Below are 20,234 nucleotides of genomic sequence, written 5' to 3'. Positions count from 1 at the left end.
CGACATCCGCGAACCGGAGAAGAGGCCACTGTGCTCGTCAACCGTAAGGCCACCGCGGCCGCCGTCGCCTCGCTCGCCGTCGCGGGCGCACTGCTCGCAGCCGCCCCCGCCGAGGCCGCCCCGACGCCCAAGGGGGACGGCGCCAAGGCCATCTGCAAGCGCCTCCCGAAGACCGAGGAGCGCGTCGCCAAGTCCCTGGAGCGGCTCAACGGCGATGCCGGCACGGTCGGTTCGGTCGCCCGGCTGGAACAGCGCGTGAACAACGCCAAGACCGCCGGTCACACCGAGATCCAGACCTACCTGAACGACCGGCTGACCTTCCGCAAGAGCCTGGTCACCACCCTGCAGACCCGCCAGAACGACCTCAAGTCCGTCGCGACCTGGTGCGGCACCCAGAGCGCGTCCCCGTCGACCGGCAAGTGACCGGCCGGTGACCCGACGCACCAAGGCCGCCTGCGCGGCCGCGGCCCTCACCGCCGCCCTCCTCCTCACCGCCTGCGGCCCCGACACCGCCACCCCGCACCAGGCGGCCCCCTCCGCCACCCTCGACGAGTCCCAACTCGCCGACCTCCAGCAGAAACTGGACGCCGCCGAAAGCGCAGCCGCCGCAGCCGACCAGAACGCCACCGAGGACAACTGACACCCCCACACCCCCACCCTCAGCCACCGTAGACCTGCCCTTCCCCGAGGGCAGGTCTACGGTCGTTCGCGCCGCCGCCGGCCCGGACGAACCGGCCACGGGCCAGGCTGCGCGTCGAACATAGAATCGACCGGGTCGACCTGCCGACCCGGGGGAGCCATGCGCGCACGCGACGGCCAGGACAGCACGCCCTCGGGGCCGGCCCCCACCGTCTCCGTGCTCACCGCCTGCCGGACGGGCCGGGTCGCGACGCTTCCGGACGCCCTCGCCTCCCTGGAGGCACAGCACGGCACGGACTGGGAGTGGGTGCTGCAGTTCGACGGGCCCGTCCCGGCGCTGCCGCCGGCCCTCCTGCCGGCCCACACCTCCGGGCGGCTGACCGTCGGCGGCAGCGAGCGGCCGGGCGGGTACGGGCCCGCCGAGGCCCGTAACCGGGGACTCGCCCGCTGCCGGGGCGAGTTGGTGCAGAACCTGGACGCGGACGACGAGCTGGAACCGGACGCGCTGACCCTGCTGGCCGGCGCGCTGCGCGAGCGGCCCGACGCCGCCTACGCCGTCGGTGACGCCCGGGACCTGCTGCCCGACGGCTCACTGGTGTCCGTCGCGCTGGAGCTGCGCCCCGGTCTGCTCGCACCCGGCGAGGTGTACCGGCACTGGCGGACCGAGCCCGCCTCGGCCTACTCCGTACCGCTGCACCCGGCCGGGGTGATGTGGCGGCGCTCGGTGCTGCTGGAGTTCGGAGGGTGGCCGGCACTGTGGGGAATGGACGACACGGCCCTGCTGATGGCCGTGTCGGCCGTCCACCCCGGCGTCTACGTGGGCGCCGACACGCTCCGGTACCGCCTCCACGAGGGCCAGCTCTCCACCCGGGTGGCCCGGCACCGGGGCGGTCTCGGGGACCAGGTGGCGATGGTCCGCCAGCGGGTGGCCGCACTGCGGTGGCGGGCCCGGGTGGGGCGGTGAGCTGGGGGGCCGGTGGGGGGATGGGGTTGGTCCGGGGGGTGGACCCGGCTTGACTCGGTGGGGGATTGTCGTGAACGATTCGGCGCATGAAGCCCGGCACCGCTCTGGTCTGCCGCCTGCACGTCGATCTGCGACGCCAGGCGAGCGACATGTGTGCCCGCTGACCGTTCGTCTCCGCCCTGTGCCGTTCTCCGGGGCCCTGTTCCACTGACGTCTCCCCCGTCCTTCCGGTCGGTGTCCCGTGCTGTTGTCGCGCAGGGGCGCCGCCGTCCCTCCGGCTCGTTGAGGACCTCCGATGAGTGTTGTGAGTCTTGTTCCAGCGCCGACGCTGACGCCGCCGCAGACGCCGGCACCGGCTTTGGCGCCCGCACCGGCCGCGCCGCAGCCGCTGTCCCCGAACGCCCTGCGGAAGATCGTCCGTGAGCTGGCCGAACGGCCCGACGAGTGGCTCCACCGGGTCCGACTGGCGGGCGACGACCGCTGGTACGAGCGGCTGGCGGCGGACGCGGACCACGAGGTGTGGCTGATCAGCTGGCTGCCGGGGCAGTCCACCGGGTTCCACGACCACGGCGGCTCGCGCGGGGCGTTCACGGTCGCGCTGGGCGAGTTGGAGGAGCTGTCGCTGGGCGGTCCCGAGCAGGGGCTGTTGATCCGGCGTCTGGGGCGCGGCACGGAGCGCGCGTTCGGCCCGGAGTACCTGCACGACGTGCGCAACACCGGTACGGGCCCGGCGGTGACGATCCACGCGTACTCGCCGCCGCTGGGCGGGATGTCCCGGTACGAGCTGCGGGTCGGCGGCCTGGTCCGGACCGCGGTGGAAGGGCCGGAGCAGTGGTGAGCGCGGCCGGTCGGGTGAGCGGGGTGGACGCGCTGGTGGCGCGTTCGCGGGTCGGGGTGCACCGGCCGGGGCCGACGGAGGCTCAGGAGGCGGCGGCCCGGGGTGCGCTGCTGGTGGACATCCGTCCGGCCGCTCAGCGTGCCCGGGAGGGCGAGATCCCCGATTCGCTGATCATCGAGCGCAATGTGCTGGAATGGCGGCTTGATCCGACGGGCAGTCACCGGATCCCCGAGGCGAGCGGCAGCGAGATCGAGGTGATCGTGGTCTGCTCGGAGGGGTATGCGTCGAGTCTGGCGGCCGCGAGTCTGCGGGAGCTGGGCCTGCACCGGGCCACGGACCTGGACGGCGGCTTCGTCGCCTGGGCCGCGGCCGGGCTGCCGACCCGTCCGGCGGATCAAGGTTTGCGCCGAGCCGAGCCCGGGCACCAGCATGGCTGACTTACCGTTCGACAGTTGTTCGATTCCACCGCACGGCCACCGCTGAGGACCAACCCTGTGATCAGATTCGACGGCGCCGCCAAGCGCCACCCCGACGGCACGGTCGCCGTCGGGGGCCTTGACCTCGACGTCCCCGCCGGGCGAATAACAGTCCTGGTCGGTCCGTCCGGCTGCGGCAAGACCACGATCCTGCGGATGGTCAACCGGATGGTCGAGCCGACCTCCGGCCGGGTGCTGCTGGACGGCGTCGACGTCGCCGAGCAGGACGCGGCCAGGCTTCGCCGCGGCATCGGGTACGTGATCCAGCAGGCCGGCCTGTTCCCGCACCGGCGGGTGCTGGAGAACATCGCCACCGTGCCGCGGCTGCTCGGCTGGGACCGCAGGCGCTCCCGGGCCCGCGCCCAGGAGTTGCTGGAGCTGGTCGGCCTGTCCCCGGAGACGGGCACCCGCTACCCGTACCAGCTGTCGGGCGGTCAGCAGCAGCGGGTCGGAGTGGCCCGGGCGCTCGCCGCCGACCCGCCCGTCCTGCTGATGGACGAGCCGTTCAGCGCGGTCGACCCGGTGGTGCGGGCCGGTCTGCAGGAGGAGCTGCTGCGCCTGCAGTCGGAGCTGAACAAGACCGTGCTGTTCGTCACCCACGACATCGAGGAGGCCGTCCGCCTGGGCGACCAGGTGGTGGTGCTCCGCGAGCACGGCGAGATCGCCCAGCTGGCCGATCCGCACACCCTCCTCACCGCTCCGGCCGACGCCGACGTGGCGGCCTTCCTGGGCCGTGACCGCGGGCTGCGCGGCCTCGGGCTGCGGCCGGCGGACGGCCTCGGCCTGGAGCCGGTGACCCACCGCCCCGGCGGCTGGCAGCTGGCCCTGGACGGGGACGGCCGGCCGCTCGGCTGGCGCTCCCCGCACAGCGCGGGACTGCACCCGGCGCCCGCCTTCCACCCCGGGCGGGACACCCTGCGCAGCGCACTGGACGCCGCGGTGCTCTCCCCCGCCGGTGCGGCCGTCGCGGTGGACGACACCGGCCGGGCCACCGGCCTCGCGGACCGGGCGACGGTCCTCGCCGCCACCGGGCCTGCCACCGTCACGTCCCCGTCCGCAGCCGAGGAACCCGCCGAGGAACCCGCCGGGAAGCCCGCCGAGGCCGAGCACGGGGCGGCGCCCGGTGGACGGTGAACCCCTGGTCCGCTGGAACTGGATCGGCGACCATCTCGGCTACCTGCGGGACCTCACCCTGGACCACGCCGTGATCGCCCTGGTCCCGGTGCTGATCGGCACCCTGGTCGCCGTCCCGCTGGGCCTCGCCTGCACCCGCTGGCCGAAGCTGTACCAGCCGCTGGCCGGCCTGTTCAACGTGGTCTACGCCCTGCCCTCGCTGGCCGTGTTCGTGGTGCTGATCCCGTACACCGGGCTGGCCACCCGGGCGACGGTGATGATCCCGCTCACCTTCTACGCCGTCGCCGTCCTGCTGCCGACCACGGTGGACGGGCTGCGCGCGGTGCCCGAGGCCGTCCGGCAGGCCGCCACCGCGATGGGCTACGGCCACTGGCACCGGCTGACGGCCGTCGAGCTGCCCGCCGCGGTGCCGTTCCTGGCGGCCGGGCTGCGGGTGGCGGCGGTCGCCTCCATCTCGCTGGCCGCGGTCGGCGCGCTGGTCGGCCGGGGCGGTCTCGGCTACCTGTTCATCGACGGCTTCCAGCGGACCTTCCCGACGCCGATCGTGGCCGGGATCGTCCTGGTGGCGCTGCTGGCGCTGGTCACCGATCTGCTGCTGGTGCTGGCCCGGCGGCTGCTCGCCCCGTGGGCGACCCGGCGGGCGGGGGCCGGCCGATGAACTGGTTCAGCTGGCTCAGCACCTTCTTCACCGCCCCGGACCACCGCAGCGGCCCCGACGCGATCGCCCACCGGATCGCCGAACACCTGGTGATCTCCGGCGAGGCCCTGCTGCTCGCGGCGGTGCTCGCGATCCCGGTCGGCCTGCTGATCGGCTACACCGGCCGCGGCACCTTCGTGGTCACCGCACTCACCGGCGTCGCCCGGGCGCTGCCCACCCTGGGCCTGGTGACCCTGGCGGTGCTGCTGGCCGGGGTCGACGACCTCGCCGTACTGGTGCCGCTGGTCGCGCTGGCCGCGCCACCGCTGCTGGTGGCCACCGCCGAGGGCATCGCGGGCACCGACCCGGAGGTCCGCGACGCCGCCCGCGGGATCGGCCTGACCCACCGCCAGGTGCTGTTCGGCGTGTGTGTCCCGGCGGCGCTGCCGACGGCGCTGGCGGGCCTGCGCACCGCGGCCGTCCAGGTCATCGCGACCGCCACGGTGGCCGCCTACGTCGGCCTCGGCGGGCTCGGCCGGTATGTCATCGACGGGCTGGCCACCCGCGACTTCCCGACCACGCTCGGCGGCGCCCTGCTGGTGGTGCTGCTGGCCGTGGCCACCCAGCTGGTGTTCGCCCTCCTGATCCGTCTCACCCTGCCGCCCGGCGCCCGCGTCCGGCGGTCCGCCACCACTCCCAAGGAAGCACTATGACGTCCCGTCTGGTCAGAACCCTCACCGCCGCCGCGATCGTGCTGGGCGCGGCCGCCTGCAGCTCCTCGGGCGGCAGTGACCCGCTGGCGGCGCCCGGCAGCGGCGGCGCCGCCTCGGGGACCGGAGGCAGGACCGTGGTGGTCGGCTCGGCCAACTTCCCGGAGAACGTGCTGCTCGCCTCGATCTACTCGCAGGCCCTCAAGGCCAAGGGCGTGAAGGTCGAGGAGAAGTTCAACATCGGCAGCCGCGAGGTGCTGTACGGGCAGCTGCAGAGCGGCAGCTTGACGGTGCTGCCGGAGTACAACGGCGCCCTGCTCGGCTACCTGGACCCGAAGGCGACCGCCACCGGCACCCAGGACGTCAACGCCGCGCTGCAGCAGAAGCTGCCCGCCGAGCTGGCGGTACTGGACTCGGCGGCGGCCGAGGACAAGGACTCGCTCACCGTCACCCAGGAGACCGCGGACAAGTTCCAGCTCAAGAGCATCGCGGACCTCGGCGCCAAGGCGGGCGAGTTCACCCTCGGCGGCCCGCCGGAGTTCAGGTCGCGCCGCGAGCAGCAGTTCAAGGACGTCTACGGGCTGACCTTCAAGGAGTGGAAGCCGACCGCCGACACCACCGCCAACGCCCTCAAGGACGGCGGCATCCAGGTCGGCAACGTGTTCACCACCGACCCGCGGATCGTCCAGTTCAAGCTGGTCTCGCTGGCCGACCCGAAGAACGCCTTCAGCTCCCAGAACGTCACGCCGCTGGTCAACAAGGCCGGTGTGGACGCGACCGCGACCGCCGCGCTGAACGCCGTCTCCGCCAAGCTGGACACCGCCGGGCTGACCGCCCTGATGACCAAGGTCGCGGTGGACAAGGAGGACCCGCAGAAGGTCGCCAAGGACTGGCTGAAGGCCAACAACCTCGGCTGATCGTCCCCCCGCCGCCGGTCGAGGCGGTGGAACAACTCCCGGGTCGGGCGCCCCCCGGCGTCCGACCCGGGAGTGGTCATCAGCGGAACCGCGCGCCGGCCACCGGGCCCGCGGTCCGTACCTTCTCCCGCGGCCCCCGCGGCCGGCCGCCGCCCGCCCGCGTCGCGAACGCCGCACGGGGGTCCGCCTCCGCGCCGGGGCCGACACCCGCGTCCCACGGCGCCACCACCGCCCGCACCGGCGGCGTGCGGAAGTCCGCTGCTCCTCCTGCGTCCGGTCGCATGTCGGCCCGGGCTTCCCGGGCGGGGCCGCACGGTGCGGCGGTGACGAGCGACTCGGGGCCCTGGCCTGCCGCCTCCCCGGGCGGCGGTGCGGGGCTCATCGGCGCGGGCGGTGGCCGCCCTCCCGGTCGAAGTCGCACATGAGAGCGATCATCTCGGATCGGTGGCGGGCTCGGCAAGCGGGACGTCCGCCCGGGACACCGGCGCCGGACGCTGCGCTGACGAACTGTTAGGGCTCTTGACAGACGACTGGTCTAGTCCAAACATAGGCGGTGGTCTTCCGACCGGGACGCATCGTGGGGGTGTGACCACCGGCCGGCTGTGCTGTCGTGCACCGCCGCACCACCCCAGCCGTACCTGCCGCCGCCGCGGCAGTCACCGCCGCGTCCAGGTCCGGGCCGGCGGCCTTCCTTCCTGTCTGTTGGAGCATCCATGCGCCTGTACAGATCGATCCAGGCCCTGCTGACCACCTGTGCCACCGTGGCCGCATCGGCGAGCCTGCTGGTCGTCGGCGGCGGCACCGCCCATGCGGCGACCCCGCTGCCGCAGCACGTCTTCGCCCCCTACTTCGAGGCCTGGACGGGCGCCGATCCGGCCACCCTGGCCGCCCAGTCCGGCGCCAAGCACCTGACCATGGCCTTCCTCCAGACCGCCGCCAAGGGATCCTGCACGCCGTACTGGAACGGCGACACCGGGATGCCGGTCTCCTCCACCGTCTTCGGCAGCGAGATCACCACCATCCGGGCCGACGGCGGCGACGTCATCCCGTCCTTCGGCGGCTACACCGCCGACAACACCGGCACCGAACTCGCCGACAGCTGCACCGACGTGAACGCCATCGCCGCGGCCTTCGAGAAGGTGATCACCACCTACGAGATCAGCCGGATCGACCTCGACATCGAGGACAACTCACTGACCAACACGGCCGGCATCGACCGCCGCAACAAGGCGATCAAGCTGGTACAGGACTGGGCCGCCGCCAACGGCCGCTCCATCCAGTTCTCGTACACGCTGCCGACCACCACCGGCGGGCTCGCCGCCAGCGGACTCGCGGTGCTCAAGAACGCGGTGCAGAACAACGCGCGGATCGACGTCGTCAACCAGATGACCTTCGACTACTACGACAACGCCGCCCACACCATGGGCGAGGACACCAAGACCGCGACCACCGGGCTCTACAACCAGCTCGCCAAGCTCTACCCGGCCAAGTCGCCCGCGCAGCTGTGGGGTTCGATCGGCATCATCGAGATGCTGGGCATCGACGACTTCGGCCCGGCCGAGACCTTCACCCTGGCCGACGCCACCAACGTCTACAACTGGGCCACCGAGAAGGGCATCAACACGCTGTCCTTCTGGGCGCTGCAGCGCGACAACGGCGGCTGCCCCGGCACCGCCGGCTCCGACAGCTGCTCCGGGATCAACCAGAACACCTGGGACTTCTCGCGGATCTTCGCGCCGTTCACCCGCGGCGGCCAGAGCACCAACGACTTCTCGGTCGCTCTGGCGCCCGCCAACGGCGCCGTGAACCCGGGCGGTTCGGCCACCGCGACGGTCAACACCGCCGTCACCGCGGGCTCCGCGCAGACCGTCAACCTCGCCGTCACCGGCGCACCCGCCGGCGTCACCGCCAGCCTGAGCGCCTCCTCCGTCACCGCCGGCACCGCCGCCGGCCTGACCATCACCACCACCGCCGCGGCCGCCCCCGGCAGCTACCCGCTCACCGTCACCGGCACCGCCCCCTCCGGCAGCCGCACCGCCACCTACACCCTGACCGTCAACGGGTCCGGCGGGAGCGGGCTGGTCAACGGGGGCCTGGAGAGCGGCAGTCTGAGCCCCTGGACGTGCCAGAGCGGCGGCGCCGTGGTCTCCACGCCGGTGCACGCCGGGAGCAGGTCCCTCCAGGCGGCGGCCACCGCGGGTCAGACCGGCGAGTGCGGCCAGAGCGTGACCCTCGCGCCCGACACCAGGTACACCCTGAGCGCGTGGGTGCAGGGCAGCTACGCCTTCCTGGGTGTCAGCGGCGGTGCCACGGCGAGCAGCTGGACGTCCAGCACGGGCTGGACCAGGCTGAGCGTGCCGTTCACCACCGGGGCCTCCGGCACCGTCACCGTCTACCTGCACGGCTGGTTCGGGCAGGGCAGCGTGTACGGGGACGACTTCACCGTCTCCTGACCCTTCCGGCCCCGCAGGTCCGCACGGTCCTCCGGGCGGACCTGCGGGACCGTCCCGCGAAATCGCTCCGGTGTTCTAGGATCGCTGACCATGAGTGACGGGTGGGGCACAGGCAACGGCTGGGGCGGGCCCAACGGACCGCAGCCCGCCGGGCAGCCGCAGACCGGGCCGGACTGGGCGGCCCTGGCCGAGCAGCACGACCAGGAGCAGCGGCGGCGCAGGCAGCGCCGGGTCGTCGGCGGGGCGGTGGCCGCCACCCTGGTGATCGGCGGGCTCACTGCCACGGCCGTCGCGGTGACCGGCGGGAAGCCGTCCCCGGCGGCCGCGGGTGACGCGCGGCCCAGCCCGGCTTCCGACAGCCCGACGGCGCTCGCCTTCGGCGGCTCCTCCGAGACACCGTCACCCACCGCCTCGGCCCTGCCCTCGCAGTCCGCCTCCACGTCCGCCTCGCCCGGCGCCTCGGCGAGCGCGTCGCGGTCGGCCTCCGCGAAGGCCACCGGCAAGCCCGGCGGCGCCTCCGCCGCGCCGTCCGTCCCGGCCGGGCCTCCGGACCCGCTCACCGTGATCTCCGCCGCGGCCACCGACACCGCTCCGCTGGATCCGGCCGGCCTGTTCTCCTCGACCACCCTCACCGTCAACGGCAAGACCTGGACCAGGGTGGCCACCGGCTCGGCGGACCCCTGCTGGAACGCCACCACCGGCCACCTCGGTGACCCGGTCACCGCCCAGGGCTGCCGGGCGATGCTTCGGGCCACCTACACCTCGGGGACCAGCGCGGTGACCATCGGCGTCGCCGTGTTCGACGCCAAGGCCAACGCGGACGCCGCGGCCGCCGGCCACAAGGGCCAGGTCCAGGGCCTGGTCCCGGCCGGCAGCACCTCGTTCTGCACCACCGAAGGCTGCCCGGGCACCCATGGCGCGATCGGCCGCTACACCGTCTACACCGTCTCCGGCACGACCAAACCCGGCGGCAACGCGACCGACGCGACGGCCACCGCCGCCGGGGCGGGCTTCGCCTCCTACGCCCAGTCGCAACTGCTCGCCCGGGGCAGGCGGTAGCCCCACCGGGGCGGGAGCAGAGGTACGGCTACGCGGCCGCCGGGCTGTCCGCGACCGGCTCGGGCCGGGCCCACGGGCGGCAGAGCAGCAGGTAGGCGGCCCCGGCGAGGACGGCGCAGGTGAGTACGACGGCGCCGAGGGCGACCGCCGAGGGCTCGCCGCCGATGCTGCTCAGCGGGGCGACCACGGCGCCGCACAGGAAGGTGCTGGTGCCGAGCATGGCGGAGGCCGAGCCGGCCGCGTGCGGGGCCATGGTGAGCGCTCCGGCGGCGGAGTTCGGCAGGATCAGGCCCTGGCCGGCCATCAGCAGGAACAGCGCGGGCCACACGCCCGCCAGCCCGACGTCCCAGACCGTGGTGAAGGCGATCAGCGCCACGCCGGCGAGGCCGACGGCGGCGAGCCCCACCTGCATCAGCACGGACTGGCTGAACCGCCCGGCCAGGACCCGGCCGTTGAGCTGCGTGAAGGCCACCACGGCGACCGAGTTGGTGGCGAAGATCAGGCTGTAGGTCTGCGGGGAGACCTGGTAGACGCCCTGCAGGACGACCGAGGAGCCGCCGATGTAGGCGAAGAGCGCCCCGAAGGCGAAGGTGCTGGTCAGCACGTACCCGACGAAGGGCCGCTCCCTCAGCAGGCCGCCGATGGCGCGGAAGGTGACCGCGAGCCCGCCCGCGTGCCGCCGCTGCGGGGGCAGCGTCTCGCGGAGCACGAACAGCATTCCGAGGGTGAGCGCCGCGCCGAGCACCGAGAGCACGGCGAAGGTGCCGCGCCAGGGGGTGAACCGCAGGATCTGGCCGCCGACGACCGGGGCGAAGATGGGGGCCAGTCCGGAGATCATGCCGAGCGAGGCGAGGAAGCGGATCATCGCGACGCCCTCGTAGCGGTCCCGGGCGATCGCCCGGGAGATCACCAGCCCGGCCGAGCCGGCGACGCCCTGGACGAGCCGCGCGCCGATCAGCACCGGCATCGACGGGGCGAGGGCGCAGACCACGGTCGCGAGGGTGTAGACCACCAGGCCGACCGTCAGCGGCCGCAGCCGGCCGAGCCGGTCACTCAGCGGGCCGAACAGCAGCTGGCCGAGGGACAGGCCGATCATCGATGCGGTGATGGTCAGCTGGGCGGCCGGCACGGTGGAGTGCAGGTCGGTGGTGAGCGCCGGCAGGGCCGGCATGTAGAGGTCGAGAGTGAGGGGGCCCAGCGCGACGAGGCCGCCGAGCACGACCACGGTGGTCGGGCTCGGCGGCGCGGCGGTCGCCGGTATCGGGCCGGAGTCGGTCGAGCGGTCCCCGTCGGCGTCGACGGATGGGGATGCCATGGGGCTCCTTCGCGTGGCGGTTACGCCCCGTCCTATCGCACGCGGACGGTCCCGCGAAACCCGGGGCCCCCGATCGTGGCGGGGGTGTGGGGCAGTCGGCGGTCTGTCCCCGTCCGGTCAGGCGGCGGCGCGGAACTCGTGCACGACCTCGATCCGCCCCACCAGGTGCCGGTTGAACTCGGCCAGCTCCTCCGCGGGGACCCACAGCTCCAGGATGGTCTCCCCGCCGGCCTGCCGGACGGGGTAGCGGGCCAGGAAGGCGGTCTCCACCTCGAAGCGTGTGACGTAGCCGGCGCCGGAGGCCGGGACGTTCCAGTCCCGCGCGATCCGGACGGCGTAGTCCTCGTTCAGCACCGGGTAGAAGATCGGCTGCTCCGGGAGCCGCGGCGGCCAGGCCCGCCAGTCGGCGGCCTCGACCAGCGCCAGCTCCGCAGGGCCGGTGGGACGCCAGAGGGTGGTGGTGTCGGTGGTGGTCACGGGTGCGGGTCTCCTTCGGGATCGCTGTGCACCGTAGCCAGCCGCGCCCCGCGGCCACCACCGGTTATCCGGGCCGGTCGGGCGTCAGCGGTAGGCGGCCTCACCGGTGATCGCCTCGCCGAGCACCAGCGTGTGGATCTCCGAGGTGCCCTCATAGGTGAGCACCGACTCCAGGTTGTTGGCGTGCCGCAGGGGCGAGTACGCGGTGGTGACGCCGTTGGCGCCGAGGATCGTCCGGGCGGAGCGGGCGATCTCCAGCGCGGTGCGGACGTTGTTCAGCTTGCCGAAGCTGACGTGGGCGGGCAGGCTGCGGCCCTCGTCCTTGAGCCGGCCGATCCGGACGGCGACCAGGTAGGCCTTCTCCACCTCCAGCATCATGTCGACCAGCTTCTGCTGGGTCAGCTGGAAGCCGGCGATCGGCCGGTCGAACTGGATCCGGGTCCTCGCGTAGTCGAGCGCCGCGGTGTAGCAGTCGCGGGCCGCGCCGACGGTGCCCCAGAGGATCCCGTACCGGGCCTCGTTGAGCGAGGAGAGCGGGCCGCGCAGGCCGCGCACGCCGGGCAGCATCGCGTCGGCGGGCAGCAGCACCTCGTCGAGGACCAGCTCGCTGGTGACCGAGGCGCGCAGCGAGAGCTTGCCGTGCACGTCGTTGGCGGTGAAGCCGGCGGCGCCCCGCGGGACGAGGAAGCCGCGCACACCGTCCTCGGTCTGCGCCCAGACGACCGCGACGTCCGAGACCGAGCCGTTGGTGATCCACATCTTGGAGCCGGAGAGCACCCAGTCCTGGCCCTTGCGGCGGGCGCGGGTGCGCATGTTGGCCGGGTCGGAGCCGAAGTCCGGTTCGGTGAGGCCGAAGCAGCCGATCGCGCGGCCGGCGGCCAGCTCGGGCAGCCACTGCTGCTTCTGCTCCTCGGAGCCGAACGCGTGGATGGAGCGCATCGCGAGCGAGCCCTGGACGGAGACGAAGCTGCGCAGCCCGGAGTCGGCGGCCTCCAGCTCCATACAGGCGACGCCGTACTCGGTCGCGGTGGAGCCGGTGCAGCCGTAGCCGTCCAGGTGCATCCCGAGCACGCCGAGCCGGCCGAGTTCGGGGGCGAGCTCGCGCACCGGGAACACACCGCGCTCGAACCAGTCGCCGATCTCCGGGCGGATCCGCTCCTCGGTGAACTTCCGCACGGTGTCGCGGATCAGCCGCTCCTCGTCGGTGAGCAGCTCCCCGACGGCGAGCAGGTCGGCCGGGTCGAGGCGGTCGGGGGTGGTGGCCATGGCGGTCTCCTCGGGCGGTGACGGCGCGGCGGGGGTGGGGCCGCGGCGACGAGTATGCCGCGCCCGCGGTACCGGCCGGTACGAGATGATGCCCACAGTCGACCGACGATTGGAGCCCGACATGCCCGAGCTGCCCACCGCGCCGGCCGTTCCCGCCGTTCCCGCCATCACGCGCCTCGGGGCCGGGGAACTGCTGGCCGGTGCCGGGGAGCTCGGCGAGCTGCTGACGGACGCGGTGGCGGGCGGTTCCTCGGTGGGCTTCCTGGACCCGCTGGACGCGGGCGAGGCCGCCGCCTGGTGGCGGGGCCTCGCGAGCGGGGTGACGGACGGTTCGATCGCGCTCTGGGCGGCGCGGGACGGCGCGACCGGCCGCCTGCTGGGCACCGTCCAGCTGCGGCTGAGCACCATGCCGAACAGCCGTCACCGGGCCGAGCTGGCCAAGCTGATCGTGCACAGCGCGGCGCGCGGCCGAGGCCTGGGCCGGGAGCTGCTGGGGCACGCCGAGCGGCAGGCGGTCGTGCTCGGGGTCGGCCTGTTGCTGCTGGACACCGAGACCGGCAGCCCCGCCGAGCGGCTGTACGACGCGGCCGGCTGGACCAGGCTGGGCACCGTGCCGCGGTACGCCGCCGACCCGGCCGGGGTGCTGCGGCCGACCACGTTCTTCCACAAGTCGCTGCCGCTGCCGGCCGGGTGAGCCGCGGCGGTCAGCGCCGGGGCCGGCGGATCTTCATGTCGTCGAGGCTGGTGGCGCTGCCGCGCAGCGGGCCGTGGCCGACGCCGCGTCCGGCGAGGGTGGCGGCCGCCCGGTCGCAGGCGTGCCCGACCGCCGTCCGTTCGTCGCCGTCGCCGGGCTGCCGGACCACGCACCGGAAGCTGAAGGTGCGCAGTGCGCGGTCGTAGACGAGGGTGCCCTCGTCGGTGAACGCGGCGTCGAGGATGTCGTGCCGGTCGGCGGTGGCGAGCAGGTCGGCGCGGCGGGCCTCGTCCAGGTCCGCGAAGACGCCTCGGACGATGACGCGGTAGGTGCGGTCACTCACGGTCGGTGGTCTCCCTGTCGTTCCCGGTCGTTCCCGGTGGGGGTGCGGCGACGGTGCCGGGCTCGGGCAGCAGTGCGGCCATGCCGTCGAGGAGGCGTTCGAGGCCGAACGCGAACCGGTCGTCCATGGTCGGTGCGGTGAGGTCGCCGGCGAGGGCGACGAGGTTGGGGAAGGCCGCCTCGGGCAGTCGGCGGAACTGGGCCCCCACCGCGGTGGCGGCCTCGCGCCGCCCGGCCCCCATGGCCTCGGAGGCCGAGAGGGGAGTCTGCTCCTGGAGCACGAAGCCCTGCACGTAGACGCCGAGCATGTGGTTGATCAGCGCGGCGTCGGCGTCGGCGAAGCCGGCCTCGCGGAGCCGGCCGAGCTGGTCCTCCATCAGGCGCAGGATGTGCGGGCCGGGGGCCAGTCGGCCGGCGGTGACCTTGGCCGCGTCCCGCTTGCCCAGCAGGTGCTGCCGGTGGAGTTCGCTGTAGGCGCGCAGCTGGTCGCGCCAGGGGCCCTCGCGGGGCGGGGGTTCGGCGTCGGCCATCAGCGCGTCGGTGAGCAGGTCCAGCAGCTGTTCCTTGTTGCGGACGTGCCAGTACAGCGAGGCGGCCTTCACGCCGAGCTCGGCGCCGACCTTGCGCATCGACAGTCCGTCGATCCCTTCGCGCTCCAGTACCCGCAGGGCGGCCTGCGCGATCGCCTCCCTGGTCAGGCCCGGCTGCGGGCTCGCGTCCGCACCGTCGTCCACCATCGGCCGCCTCCGTTCCGAGAGATTCCGCTTGCCATCTAACACTGTTAGGGGCATTCTTGCCACGCCGGGACATCGACTAACACTGTTAGGGAGAGTGATGGAGGAGTTGACCCCCCGGCGCAAGAGGCTGGTACTCGCCACCCTGTGCGCCACCATGTTCATGGCAATGCTCGACAACGTCGTCGTCAACAACGCGCTGCCCCGGATCGGGCGGCAACTGCACGCCGGCGTCGACGGGCTGCAGTGGATCGTCGAGGGCTACAGCCTGGTCTACGCCGCCCTGCTGCTGACCGGCGGCACGCTCGGCGACCGGTACGGGCGCAAACGGATCTTCCTGACCGGCCTGGCGCTGTTCACCGCCGGATCCGCGGCGGCCGGGCTGTCCTGGTCGACCGGCCCGCTGATCGCCGCCCGGATGCTCCAGGGCCTGGGAGCCGCACTGCTCACCCCGGGCAGCCTGTCGGTCCTGCGGCACGTCTTCACCGACGAGCGGGAGCGGGCCCGGGCCGTCGGCCTCTGGTCCGGGGTCTCCGCGCTCGGCCTCGCGGTCGGCCCGGTCGTGGGCGGTCCGATCGTGGAGGCGTTCGGCTGGTCCGGGGTGTTCTGGATCAACGTCCCGGTCGGCGCCGCGGGACTGCTGCTGGCCGCCCGGGCACTCCCCGAGTTCGCCGGCCGGGCCCGGCGGTTGGACCTCGCGGGGCAGGCACTGTCCGCCCTCGGCCTCGGCGCCCTGGTCTACGCCCTGGTCGAGGGACCGACCCACGGCTGGACCGAGCGCGGTGTCCCGGCCTGCGCCGCCGCCGCGGCCCTGCTGCTGCCGCTCTTCGCCCTGGTCGAACTGCGCACCGCCGACCCCATGCTCGACCTGCGATTCTTCCGGGATCCCGCGCTCACCGCAGCAGCCCTGAGCGGCTTCATGGTGAGCTTCGGGATCTTCGGCACCTCCTTCTTCCTGCCCCTGCTGATGCAGGACGTGATGGGCTGGGCCCCCTCGGACGCCGGGCTCGCCGGGCTGCCGATGACCGCGATGATCGTCGTCGCCGCGCCGCTCTCGGGCGCGCTCACCGCCCGCCGCGGACCGCGTCCGCCCCTGGTGACCGGCCTGGCGCTGTGCGCCGCCTCGCTCGCGGGCCTGTCGGCCTACGGCGAACAGGCCCGCTACCCGCAGTACCTCTGGGTCCTGCTGGCCATGGGGCTGGGCATGGGGATGACCTTCACCCCGGTGTCGATCACGGTCATGCAGCGCGTCGACCCGGCCCGGGCCGGCATGGCCTCCGCGACCGTCAACACCCTGCGCGAACTCGGCGGGGTCGTCGGGGTGGCGGTCCTCGGGGCCGTCCTCACCAGCCGTCTGGCCGGCGTCCCGACCGGCTCGCCGGACCTCCTCGGCGTCCCGCCGGAGCAGCGGCACCCGGTGCCCGGGCCAGCCGCCGGAGCCCTCGCCGCCGGTCCCGGCGACACGCTGCCCCAGGCCCTGCGCGACGCGGCGGACGCCGCCTTCGTCGACGGCCTCCACCTCGCGCTGCGCTGCGGCGCCGCTGCCCTGGCCGTCGCCGCCGTGCTGGTGGCCGTCCTGCTCCGGCGCGCCCCGGCCGCCCCCTCCCCGGCGGCCGGCCGGCCGGTTCCCGCGGCGGAACCGGTCGGCCGGTAGCCGGGCCGGTCCGTCGGTCTCAGCGCAGCAGACGGTCCAGGAAGTCGTTGGAGAAGACCCGGTCCGGGTCGTACCGGTCGAGGACGGCGACCGCCTCGGCCCAGCCGCCGTCCTCGGCCAGCGAGGCCGGGACGGTGCGGTCGAGCATCTCGTCGTCGGCCCAGGCGGCGTCCTCGCTGTACGCCCAGCCCTTGGACCACTCGACCCGCAGCCCGGCCCGGGTGCCGTCGAAGGTGCGGAGCAGGAACTGCTCCAACTCCCGGCAGAACCGGGCCAGTCCGGGGGTGCCGGGGAGACTGAGGATGTCCAGCCAGACGGCGGTGTCCCAGTCCGGCCGGTCGGCGCGCGGGCGCAGGGCCGAGAGCAGCGGCGGGCGGGCGCCGGGAACGCCGGAGCGGGCCGGGTCGTCCAGACCGGTGACCCGGATCTCCACGCCGCCGTTCACCGGGAACTCGCCGCGCGCCCGGTACCGCGCCAGCAGCGCACGGTAGAAGGCGGCGAACTCGGCGGCCACCCACTGGAGGTCGGCCCGGCGGGCGAGCACCGCGTACCCGTTGGCGGTGACCCGCAGGGTGCTCGGGCGGACGTACTGGAGCAGGGTGCGGGAGGGTCCCCACAGGTCCGAGCGCAGCCCGCCGGCCAGCAGGTGCACCAGGGCGTCGCCGCTCAGCAGGTCGCGCAGCACCCCGCCGGAGAGCAGCAGGTCGGTGAGGTCCCCGGTGAGTCCGATCTTGGTGACCAGGTACTGGAGCTGCCCGAGCAGCGGCGCCGAACCCCAGGCGCCGGCGGCGATCTGCCCGGCCAGCCGGGCGACCGGCTCCGGGATCCGGTCGGAGAACGGGTAGTTGTACGGCTCGCGCACCTCGCGGGCGGGGATCGGCCGGGTCGGCGCGGTGCTCCACACCTTGACCCAGGGCAGCTCGGTGAACGCGTACCAGATCACCTCCACCCGGCCGGAGGCGTCCACCAGGCCCGCCAGGCTGCGGCCGCCGGAGCCTGGCGGCGCGAGCAGCTCGGCGACGGGGATGTCGAGGCGGCTGACGCAGCGCAGCCGCTGGTCCTGGCCGACCCGGAGCTCGACCTCGGTGAGGAAGGCCCGCCCGAGATGGACCAGGAAGGCGGCGGCGTCCGCCTCCGAGCGCTCGAAGGTGCGCAGCACGTACCGTCCGGCGGCCGGGTCGAGGACGACGGCGGTGAACCGGACCACCTGGTTGCTGAGGGTGCCGTAGCCGTGGCCGGCCACCGGCTGCGCCCCGGCCGGCGGGAGGGCGGTGCCGTGGCCGCCGATCGCGAGCACACCGCCGACGGTCAGCTCCCCGGGGGCGGGGCAGGCCGCCACGCCGAGGCCGCGGTCGGCGAGGTGGGCGAGCAGCGCCTCCATGTCGGCGCCGGTCTGGGCGCGGACCGTCGCGCCGTCGACCTGGGTGAGCGCGGTGAGGTGGCGGGTGGTGTCCAGCAGCAGCACCCGGGCGGCGGCCGGGGTGCCGTCCGGGACGGTGAGCGGGGCCCAGGTGTGGCGGTGGCCCTGGGCGCGCAGCCGCCAGCCGTTGGCGCGGGCCCAGTCGGCGAGCAGGACGACCTGCTCGGGCGACTCGGGTGCGCAGGTCCAGAGTTGGTCGGCGTGGATCTCGCCGGACCAGTTCCGGTACTCGGCGCGGTAGGGCGTCACCCCGGCCGGCAGCGCGGGCGGCAGCGGGACGGCGGCGCTCGCGCTCTCCGGCCCGAGGGTGCCGTTGAGCAGCCACCCGGCCATGCCCAGCGCGGCCGTGCCCGCGACCAGTTCGCGCCTGGTCAGTCCCGTGCCCTGGTGACGCTCCACAGCTGCCCGCCCCGTGTCGGATGTTCCGGATTCCGGGCCGACGCTAGGCAGCGGGGCGGGTCGGACGCACACCGGCGCACCGATCTTCATTCTTCCGAGTGAAGATTCGACGGTTCGTCAGCGCGGGGACCGAAATGCTGCTTCGGCGAAGTTGTCCCAGTGTCCGGCCGACCCGGCCGGCAGGCAGACCCAGTCCTTCATCGGCCGCCCGCCGGCCGGGTCGAACAGGTGCGCGTCCGGCAGGTGCAGGGCCTCGGCGAAGGCCGGGGTGTCCCGCCCGAGCCGGCAGACCAGCTCGCCCCGGTGCAGGCCGAGGAAGGCCTTCCCGTTCGCGTCCTTCAGGCACGGCATGCCGAACATCTGGGCCGGGGTGGCCCCGTGCGGCGCCAGCTCGGCCGCGATCTCCTGGTAGCGGCCGGCCGGGTCGGGCACCTCGGCCGGTTCCGGTCCGTCGGTCAGTTGCGGTGTGTCGGTCACCCCGCCATGCTCCCGCACCGCGACGCTGGCCGGGGGTTGCCCCGCCGACCGACCGGCCGGACGCGGTGCGGGTGCGCGGCCGGGTCGGACCTCGGGATCGGACCTCGGGATCGGAAATATTGCGGCCGCCCGCGCGGCTCGGGAGAGCAGGAGGTGTCACACGATGGGTGATGAGGACAGGTTCCGGGTCGAACACGACTCGATGGGCGAGGTGCGGGTGCCGGCCGCCGCCAAGTGGCAGGCGCAGACCCAGCGGGCGGTGGAGAACTTCCCGGTCTCCGGCCTGCGGCTGGAGCGGGCGCACATCGCCGCGCTGGCCCGGATCAAGGCCGCCGCCGCGCGGGTCAACGCCGAACTGGGCGTGCTGGACGGCGAGACGGCCGAGGCGATCGAGCAGGCCGCGTACGAGGTCGCGGAGGGCCACTGGGACGACGAGTTCCCAGTCGACGTCTTCCAGACCGGCTCCGGCACCTCGTCGAACATGAACGCCAACGAGGTGATCGCGACCCTGGCCGGCGAGCGGCTGGGCCGGCCGGTGCACCCCAACGACCATGTCAACGCCAGCCAGTCCTCCAACGACGTCTTCCCGTCCTCGATCCACATCGCCGCCACGGCGGCCGTGACCTCGGAGCTGGTCCCGGCCCTGGAGCACCTGGCGGAGGCGCTGGAGCGCCGGTCGGCCGAGTTCGACGACGTGGTGAAGGCCGGCCGGACGCACCTGATGGACGCCACCCCGGTCACCCTCGGCCAGGAGTTCGGCGGCTACGCGGCGCAGGTCCGGTACGGGGTGGAGCGGCTGCGCTCGGCCCTGCCCCGGGTCGCCGAACTGCCGCTCGGCGGCACGGCGGTCGGCACCGGCATCAACACGCCGCCGGGCTTCGCGTCCGCCGTGATCGCCGAGGTCGCCCGCACCACCGGGCTGCCGCTGACCGAGGCGCGCGACCACTTCGAGGCGCAGGGCGCCCGGGACGGACTGGTCGAGCTGAGCGGTCAGCTGCGGACGGTCGCGGTCGGCTTCACCAAGATCGCGAACGACCTGCGCTGGATGGGCTCGGGCCCGCGCACCGGCCTCGGCGAGATCAACCTGCCGGACCTCCAGCCGGGTTCCTCGATCATGCCCGGCAAGGTCAACCCGGTGCTGCCCGAGGTGGTGCTGATGGTGGCCGCCCAGGTGATCGGCAACGACACGACCGTCACCGTGGCCGGGGCGAGCGGCAACTTCGAGCTGAACGTGATGCTGCCGGTGATCGCCCGCAACGTCCTGGAGTCGGTGCGGCTGCTGGCCAACAGCGCCCGGCTGCTGGCCGACCGGACGGTGGAGGGGATCACCGCCAACGCCGAACGGGCCCGCGAGTACGCCGAGTCCTCGCCGTCCGTGGTGACACCGCTCAACCGCTACATCGGCTACGAGGAGGCCGCCAAGGTGGCCAAGCAGGCGCTGGCCGAGCGCAAGACCATCCGTCAGGTGGTGCTGGAGCGCGGGTACGTCACACGCGGGGACCTGACCGAGCAGCAGCTGGACGAGGCCCTGGACGTCCTGCGGATGACCCACCCCTGACCGGACCGCCGGCTGGCGGCCGGGGACACGAGTCCGGCCGGTGCGGCGCCCATGCACGCACCGGCCGGACA

At 74.0% G+C, this 20,234-nt stretch carries 21 protein-coding genes; 14 read left to right on the top strand and 7 right to left on the bottom strand.

Annotated elements, in window-relative coordinates; translation table 11 throughout:
• Positions 1-30 precede the first annotated feature (30 nt).
• The 11 genes from OG871_RS28895 (at position 31) to OG871_RS28845 (ending at position 9,827) form a co-directional block, all read left to right on the top strand.
• Entirely contained in the window at positions 31-423 is a 393-nt protein-coding gene (locus tag OG871_RS28895) for a hypothetical protein (protein ID WP_371500738.1), read from the top strand.
• Positions 424-430: 7 nt separating this feature from the next.
• The gene (locus OG871_RS28890; protein ID WP_371500736.1) at positions 431-640 is read left to right on the top strand and encodes a hypothetical protein; all 210 of its coding nucleotides are present in this window, start codon (positions 431-433) and stop codon (positions 638-640) included.
• A 159-nt stretch (positions 641-799) separates the two neighbouring features.
• Positions 800-1,603, top strand: a complete 804-nt coding sequence (locus tag OG871_RS28885; RefSeq protein WP_371500734.1) for a glycosyltransferase family 2 protein — start codon at positions 800-802, stop codon at positions 1,601-1,603.
• 304 nt (positions 1,604-1,907) lie between these two features.
• Positions 1,908-2,441: a cysteine dioxygenase family protein gene (locus tag OG871_RS28880; protein ID WP_371500732.1), complete on the top strand. Its 534-nt coding sequence runs from the start codon at positions 1,908-1,910 to the stop codon at positions 2,439-2,441.
• On the top strand, positions 2,435-2,878 hold the full coding sequence (locus OG871_RS28875) for a rhodanese-like domain-containing protein (protein ID WP_371500730.1): 444 nt from the start codon (positions 2,435-2,437) through the stop codon (positions 2,876-2,878). The genes OG871_RS28880 and OG871_RS28875 overlap by 7 nt, the downstream gene beginning before the upstream one ends.
• A gap of 57 nt (positions 2,879-2,935) precedes the next feature.
• Complete coding sequence (locus OG871_RS28870) at positions 2,936-4,051, top strand: ABC transporter ATP-binding protein (protein WP_371500729.1); 1,116 nt, start codon at positions 2,936-2,938, stop codon at positions 4,049-4,051.
• Positions 4,041-4,709, top strand: a complete 669-nt coding sequence (locus OG871_RS28865; protein ID WP_371500727.1) for an ABC transporter permease — start codon at positions 4,041-4,043, stop codon at positions 4,707-4,709. Before OG871_RS28870 ends, OG871_RS28865 begins: the two co-directional genes overlap by 11 nt.
• Entirely contained in the window at positions 4,706-5,401 is a 696-nt protein-coding gene (locus OG871_RS28860; RefSeq protein WP_371500726.1) for an ABC transporter permease, read from the top strand. The genes OG871_RS28865 and OG871_RS28860 overlap by 4 nt, the downstream gene beginning before the upstream one ends.
• Entirely contained in the window at positions 5,398-6,315 is a 918-nt protein-coding gene (locus tag OG871_RS28855; protein ID WP_371500724.1) for an ABC transporter substrate-binding protein, read from the top strand. The genes OG871_RS28860 and OG871_RS28855 overlap by 4 nt, the downstream gene beginning before the upstream one ends.
• Before the next feature lie 713 nt (positions 6,316-7,028).
• Positions 7,029-8,768: a glycosyl hydrolase family 18 protein gene (locus OG871_RS28850; protein WP_371500723.1), complete on the top strand. Its 1,740-nt coding sequence runs from the start codon at positions 7,029-7,031 to the stop codon at positions 8,766-8,768.
• A 90-nt stretch (positions 8,769-8,858) separates the two neighbouring features.
• A complete protein-coding gene (locus OG871_RS28845) occupies positions 8,859-9,827 on the top strand; it encodes a hypothetical protein (RefSeq protein WP_371500721.1) in 969 nt (322 codons plus the stop codon).
• Between the two features lie 28 nt (positions 9,828-9,855).
• Here OG871_RS28845 and OG871_RS28840 read toward each other — a convergent pair whose 3' ends face one another.
• The 3 genes from OG871_RS28840 to OG871_RS28830 form a co-directional block, all read right to left on the bottom strand.
• Positions 9,856-11,142: a multidrug effflux MFS transporter gene (locus OG871_RS28840; RefSeq protein ID WP_371500719.1), complete on the bottom strand. Its 1,287-nt coding sequence runs from the start codon at positions 11,140-11,142 to the stop codon at positions 9,856-9,858.
• A gap of 117 nt (positions 11,143-11,259) precedes the next feature.
• On the bottom strand, positions 11,260-11,619 hold the full coding sequence (locus OG871_RS28835; protein ID WP_371500717.1) for a hypothetical protein: 360 nt from the start codon (positions 11,617-11,619) through the stop codon (positions 11,260-11,262).
• Positions 11,620-11,703: 84 nt separating this feature from the next.
• Positions 11,704-12,885 (bottom strand): acyl-CoA dehydrogenase family protein, encoded by a 1,182-nt coding sequence (locus OG871_RS28830; protein ID WP_371500715.1) that lies wholly within the window; start codon positions 12,883-12,885, stop codon positions 11,704-11,706.
• A 121-nt stretch (positions 12,886-13,006) separates the two neighbouring features.
• On the opposite strand from OG871_RS28830, the gene OG871_RS28825 reads away from it, so the two are divergent.
• The gene (locus OG871_RS28825) at positions 13,007-13,579 is read left to right on the top strand and encodes an N-acetyltransferase family protein (RefSeq protein ID WP_371500713.1); all 573 of its coding nucleotides are present in this window, start codon (positions 13,007-13,009) and stop codon (positions 13,577-13,579) included.
• Between the two features lie 10 nt (positions 13,580-13,589).
• Here the strand turns inward: OG871_RS28825 and OG871_RS28820 are convergent, their stop codons facing one another.
• Entirely contained in the window at positions 13,590-13,922 is a 333-nt protein-coding gene (locus tag OG871_RS28820) for a DUF6204 family protein (RefSeq protein ID WP_371500711.1), read from the bottom strand.
• Positions 13,915-14,658 (bottom strand): TetR/AcrR family transcriptional regulator C-terminal domain-containing protein, encoded by a 744-nt coding sequence (locus tag OG871_RS28815; protein ID WP_371500709.1) that lies wholly within the window; start codon positions 14,656-14,658, stop codon positions 13,915-13,917. The genes OG871_RS28820 and OG871_RS28815 overlap by 8 nt, the downstream gene beginning before the upstream one ends.
• Positions 14,659-14,755: 97 nt before the next feature.
• On the opposite strand from OG871_RS28815, the gene OG871_RS28810 reads away from it, so the two are divergent.
• Complete coding sequence (locus tag OG871_RS28810) at positions 14,756-16,309, top strand: MFS transporter (RefSeq protein ID WP_371500707.1); 1,554 nt, start codon at positions 14,756-14,758, stop codon at positions 16,307-16,309.
• Positions 16,310-16,328: 19 nt separating this feature from the next.
• Here the strand turns inward: OG871_RS28810 and OG871_RS28805 are convergent, their stop codons facing one another.
• On the bottom strand, positions 16,329-18,062 hold the full coding sequence (locus tag OG871_RS28805; RefSeq protein ID WP_371503458.1) for a cholesterol oxidase substrate-binding domain-containing protein: 1,734 nt from the start codon (positions 18,060-18,062) through the stop codon (positions 16,329-16,331).
• Positions 18,063-18,245: 183 nt separating this feature from the next.
• A complete protein-coding gene (locus tag OG871_RS28800) occupies positions 18,246-18,605 on the bottom strand; it encodes a hypothetical protein (protein ID WP_371500705.1) in 360 nt (119 codons plus the stop codon).
• A 163-nt stretch (positions 18,606-18,768) separates the two neighbouring features.
• Between OG871_RS28800 and OG871_RS28795 the strand changes: the two genes are divergently transcribed.
• Entirely contained in the window at positions 18,769-20,163 is a 1,395-nt protein-coding gene (locus tag OG871_RS28795) for a class II fumarate hydratase (RefSeq protein ID WP_371500703.1), read from the top strand.
• The last annotated feature ends 71 nt before the right edge of the window (positions 20,164-20,234 follow it).

This window comes from Kitasatospora sp. NBC_00374, from assembly GCF_041434935.1.
In the GTDB taxonomy this organism is placed as follows: Bacteria; Actinomycetota; Actinomycetes; order Streptomycetales; family Streptomycetaceae; genus Kitasatospora.
This window is presented reverse-complemented; position numbering and strand designations above follow the sequence as displayed.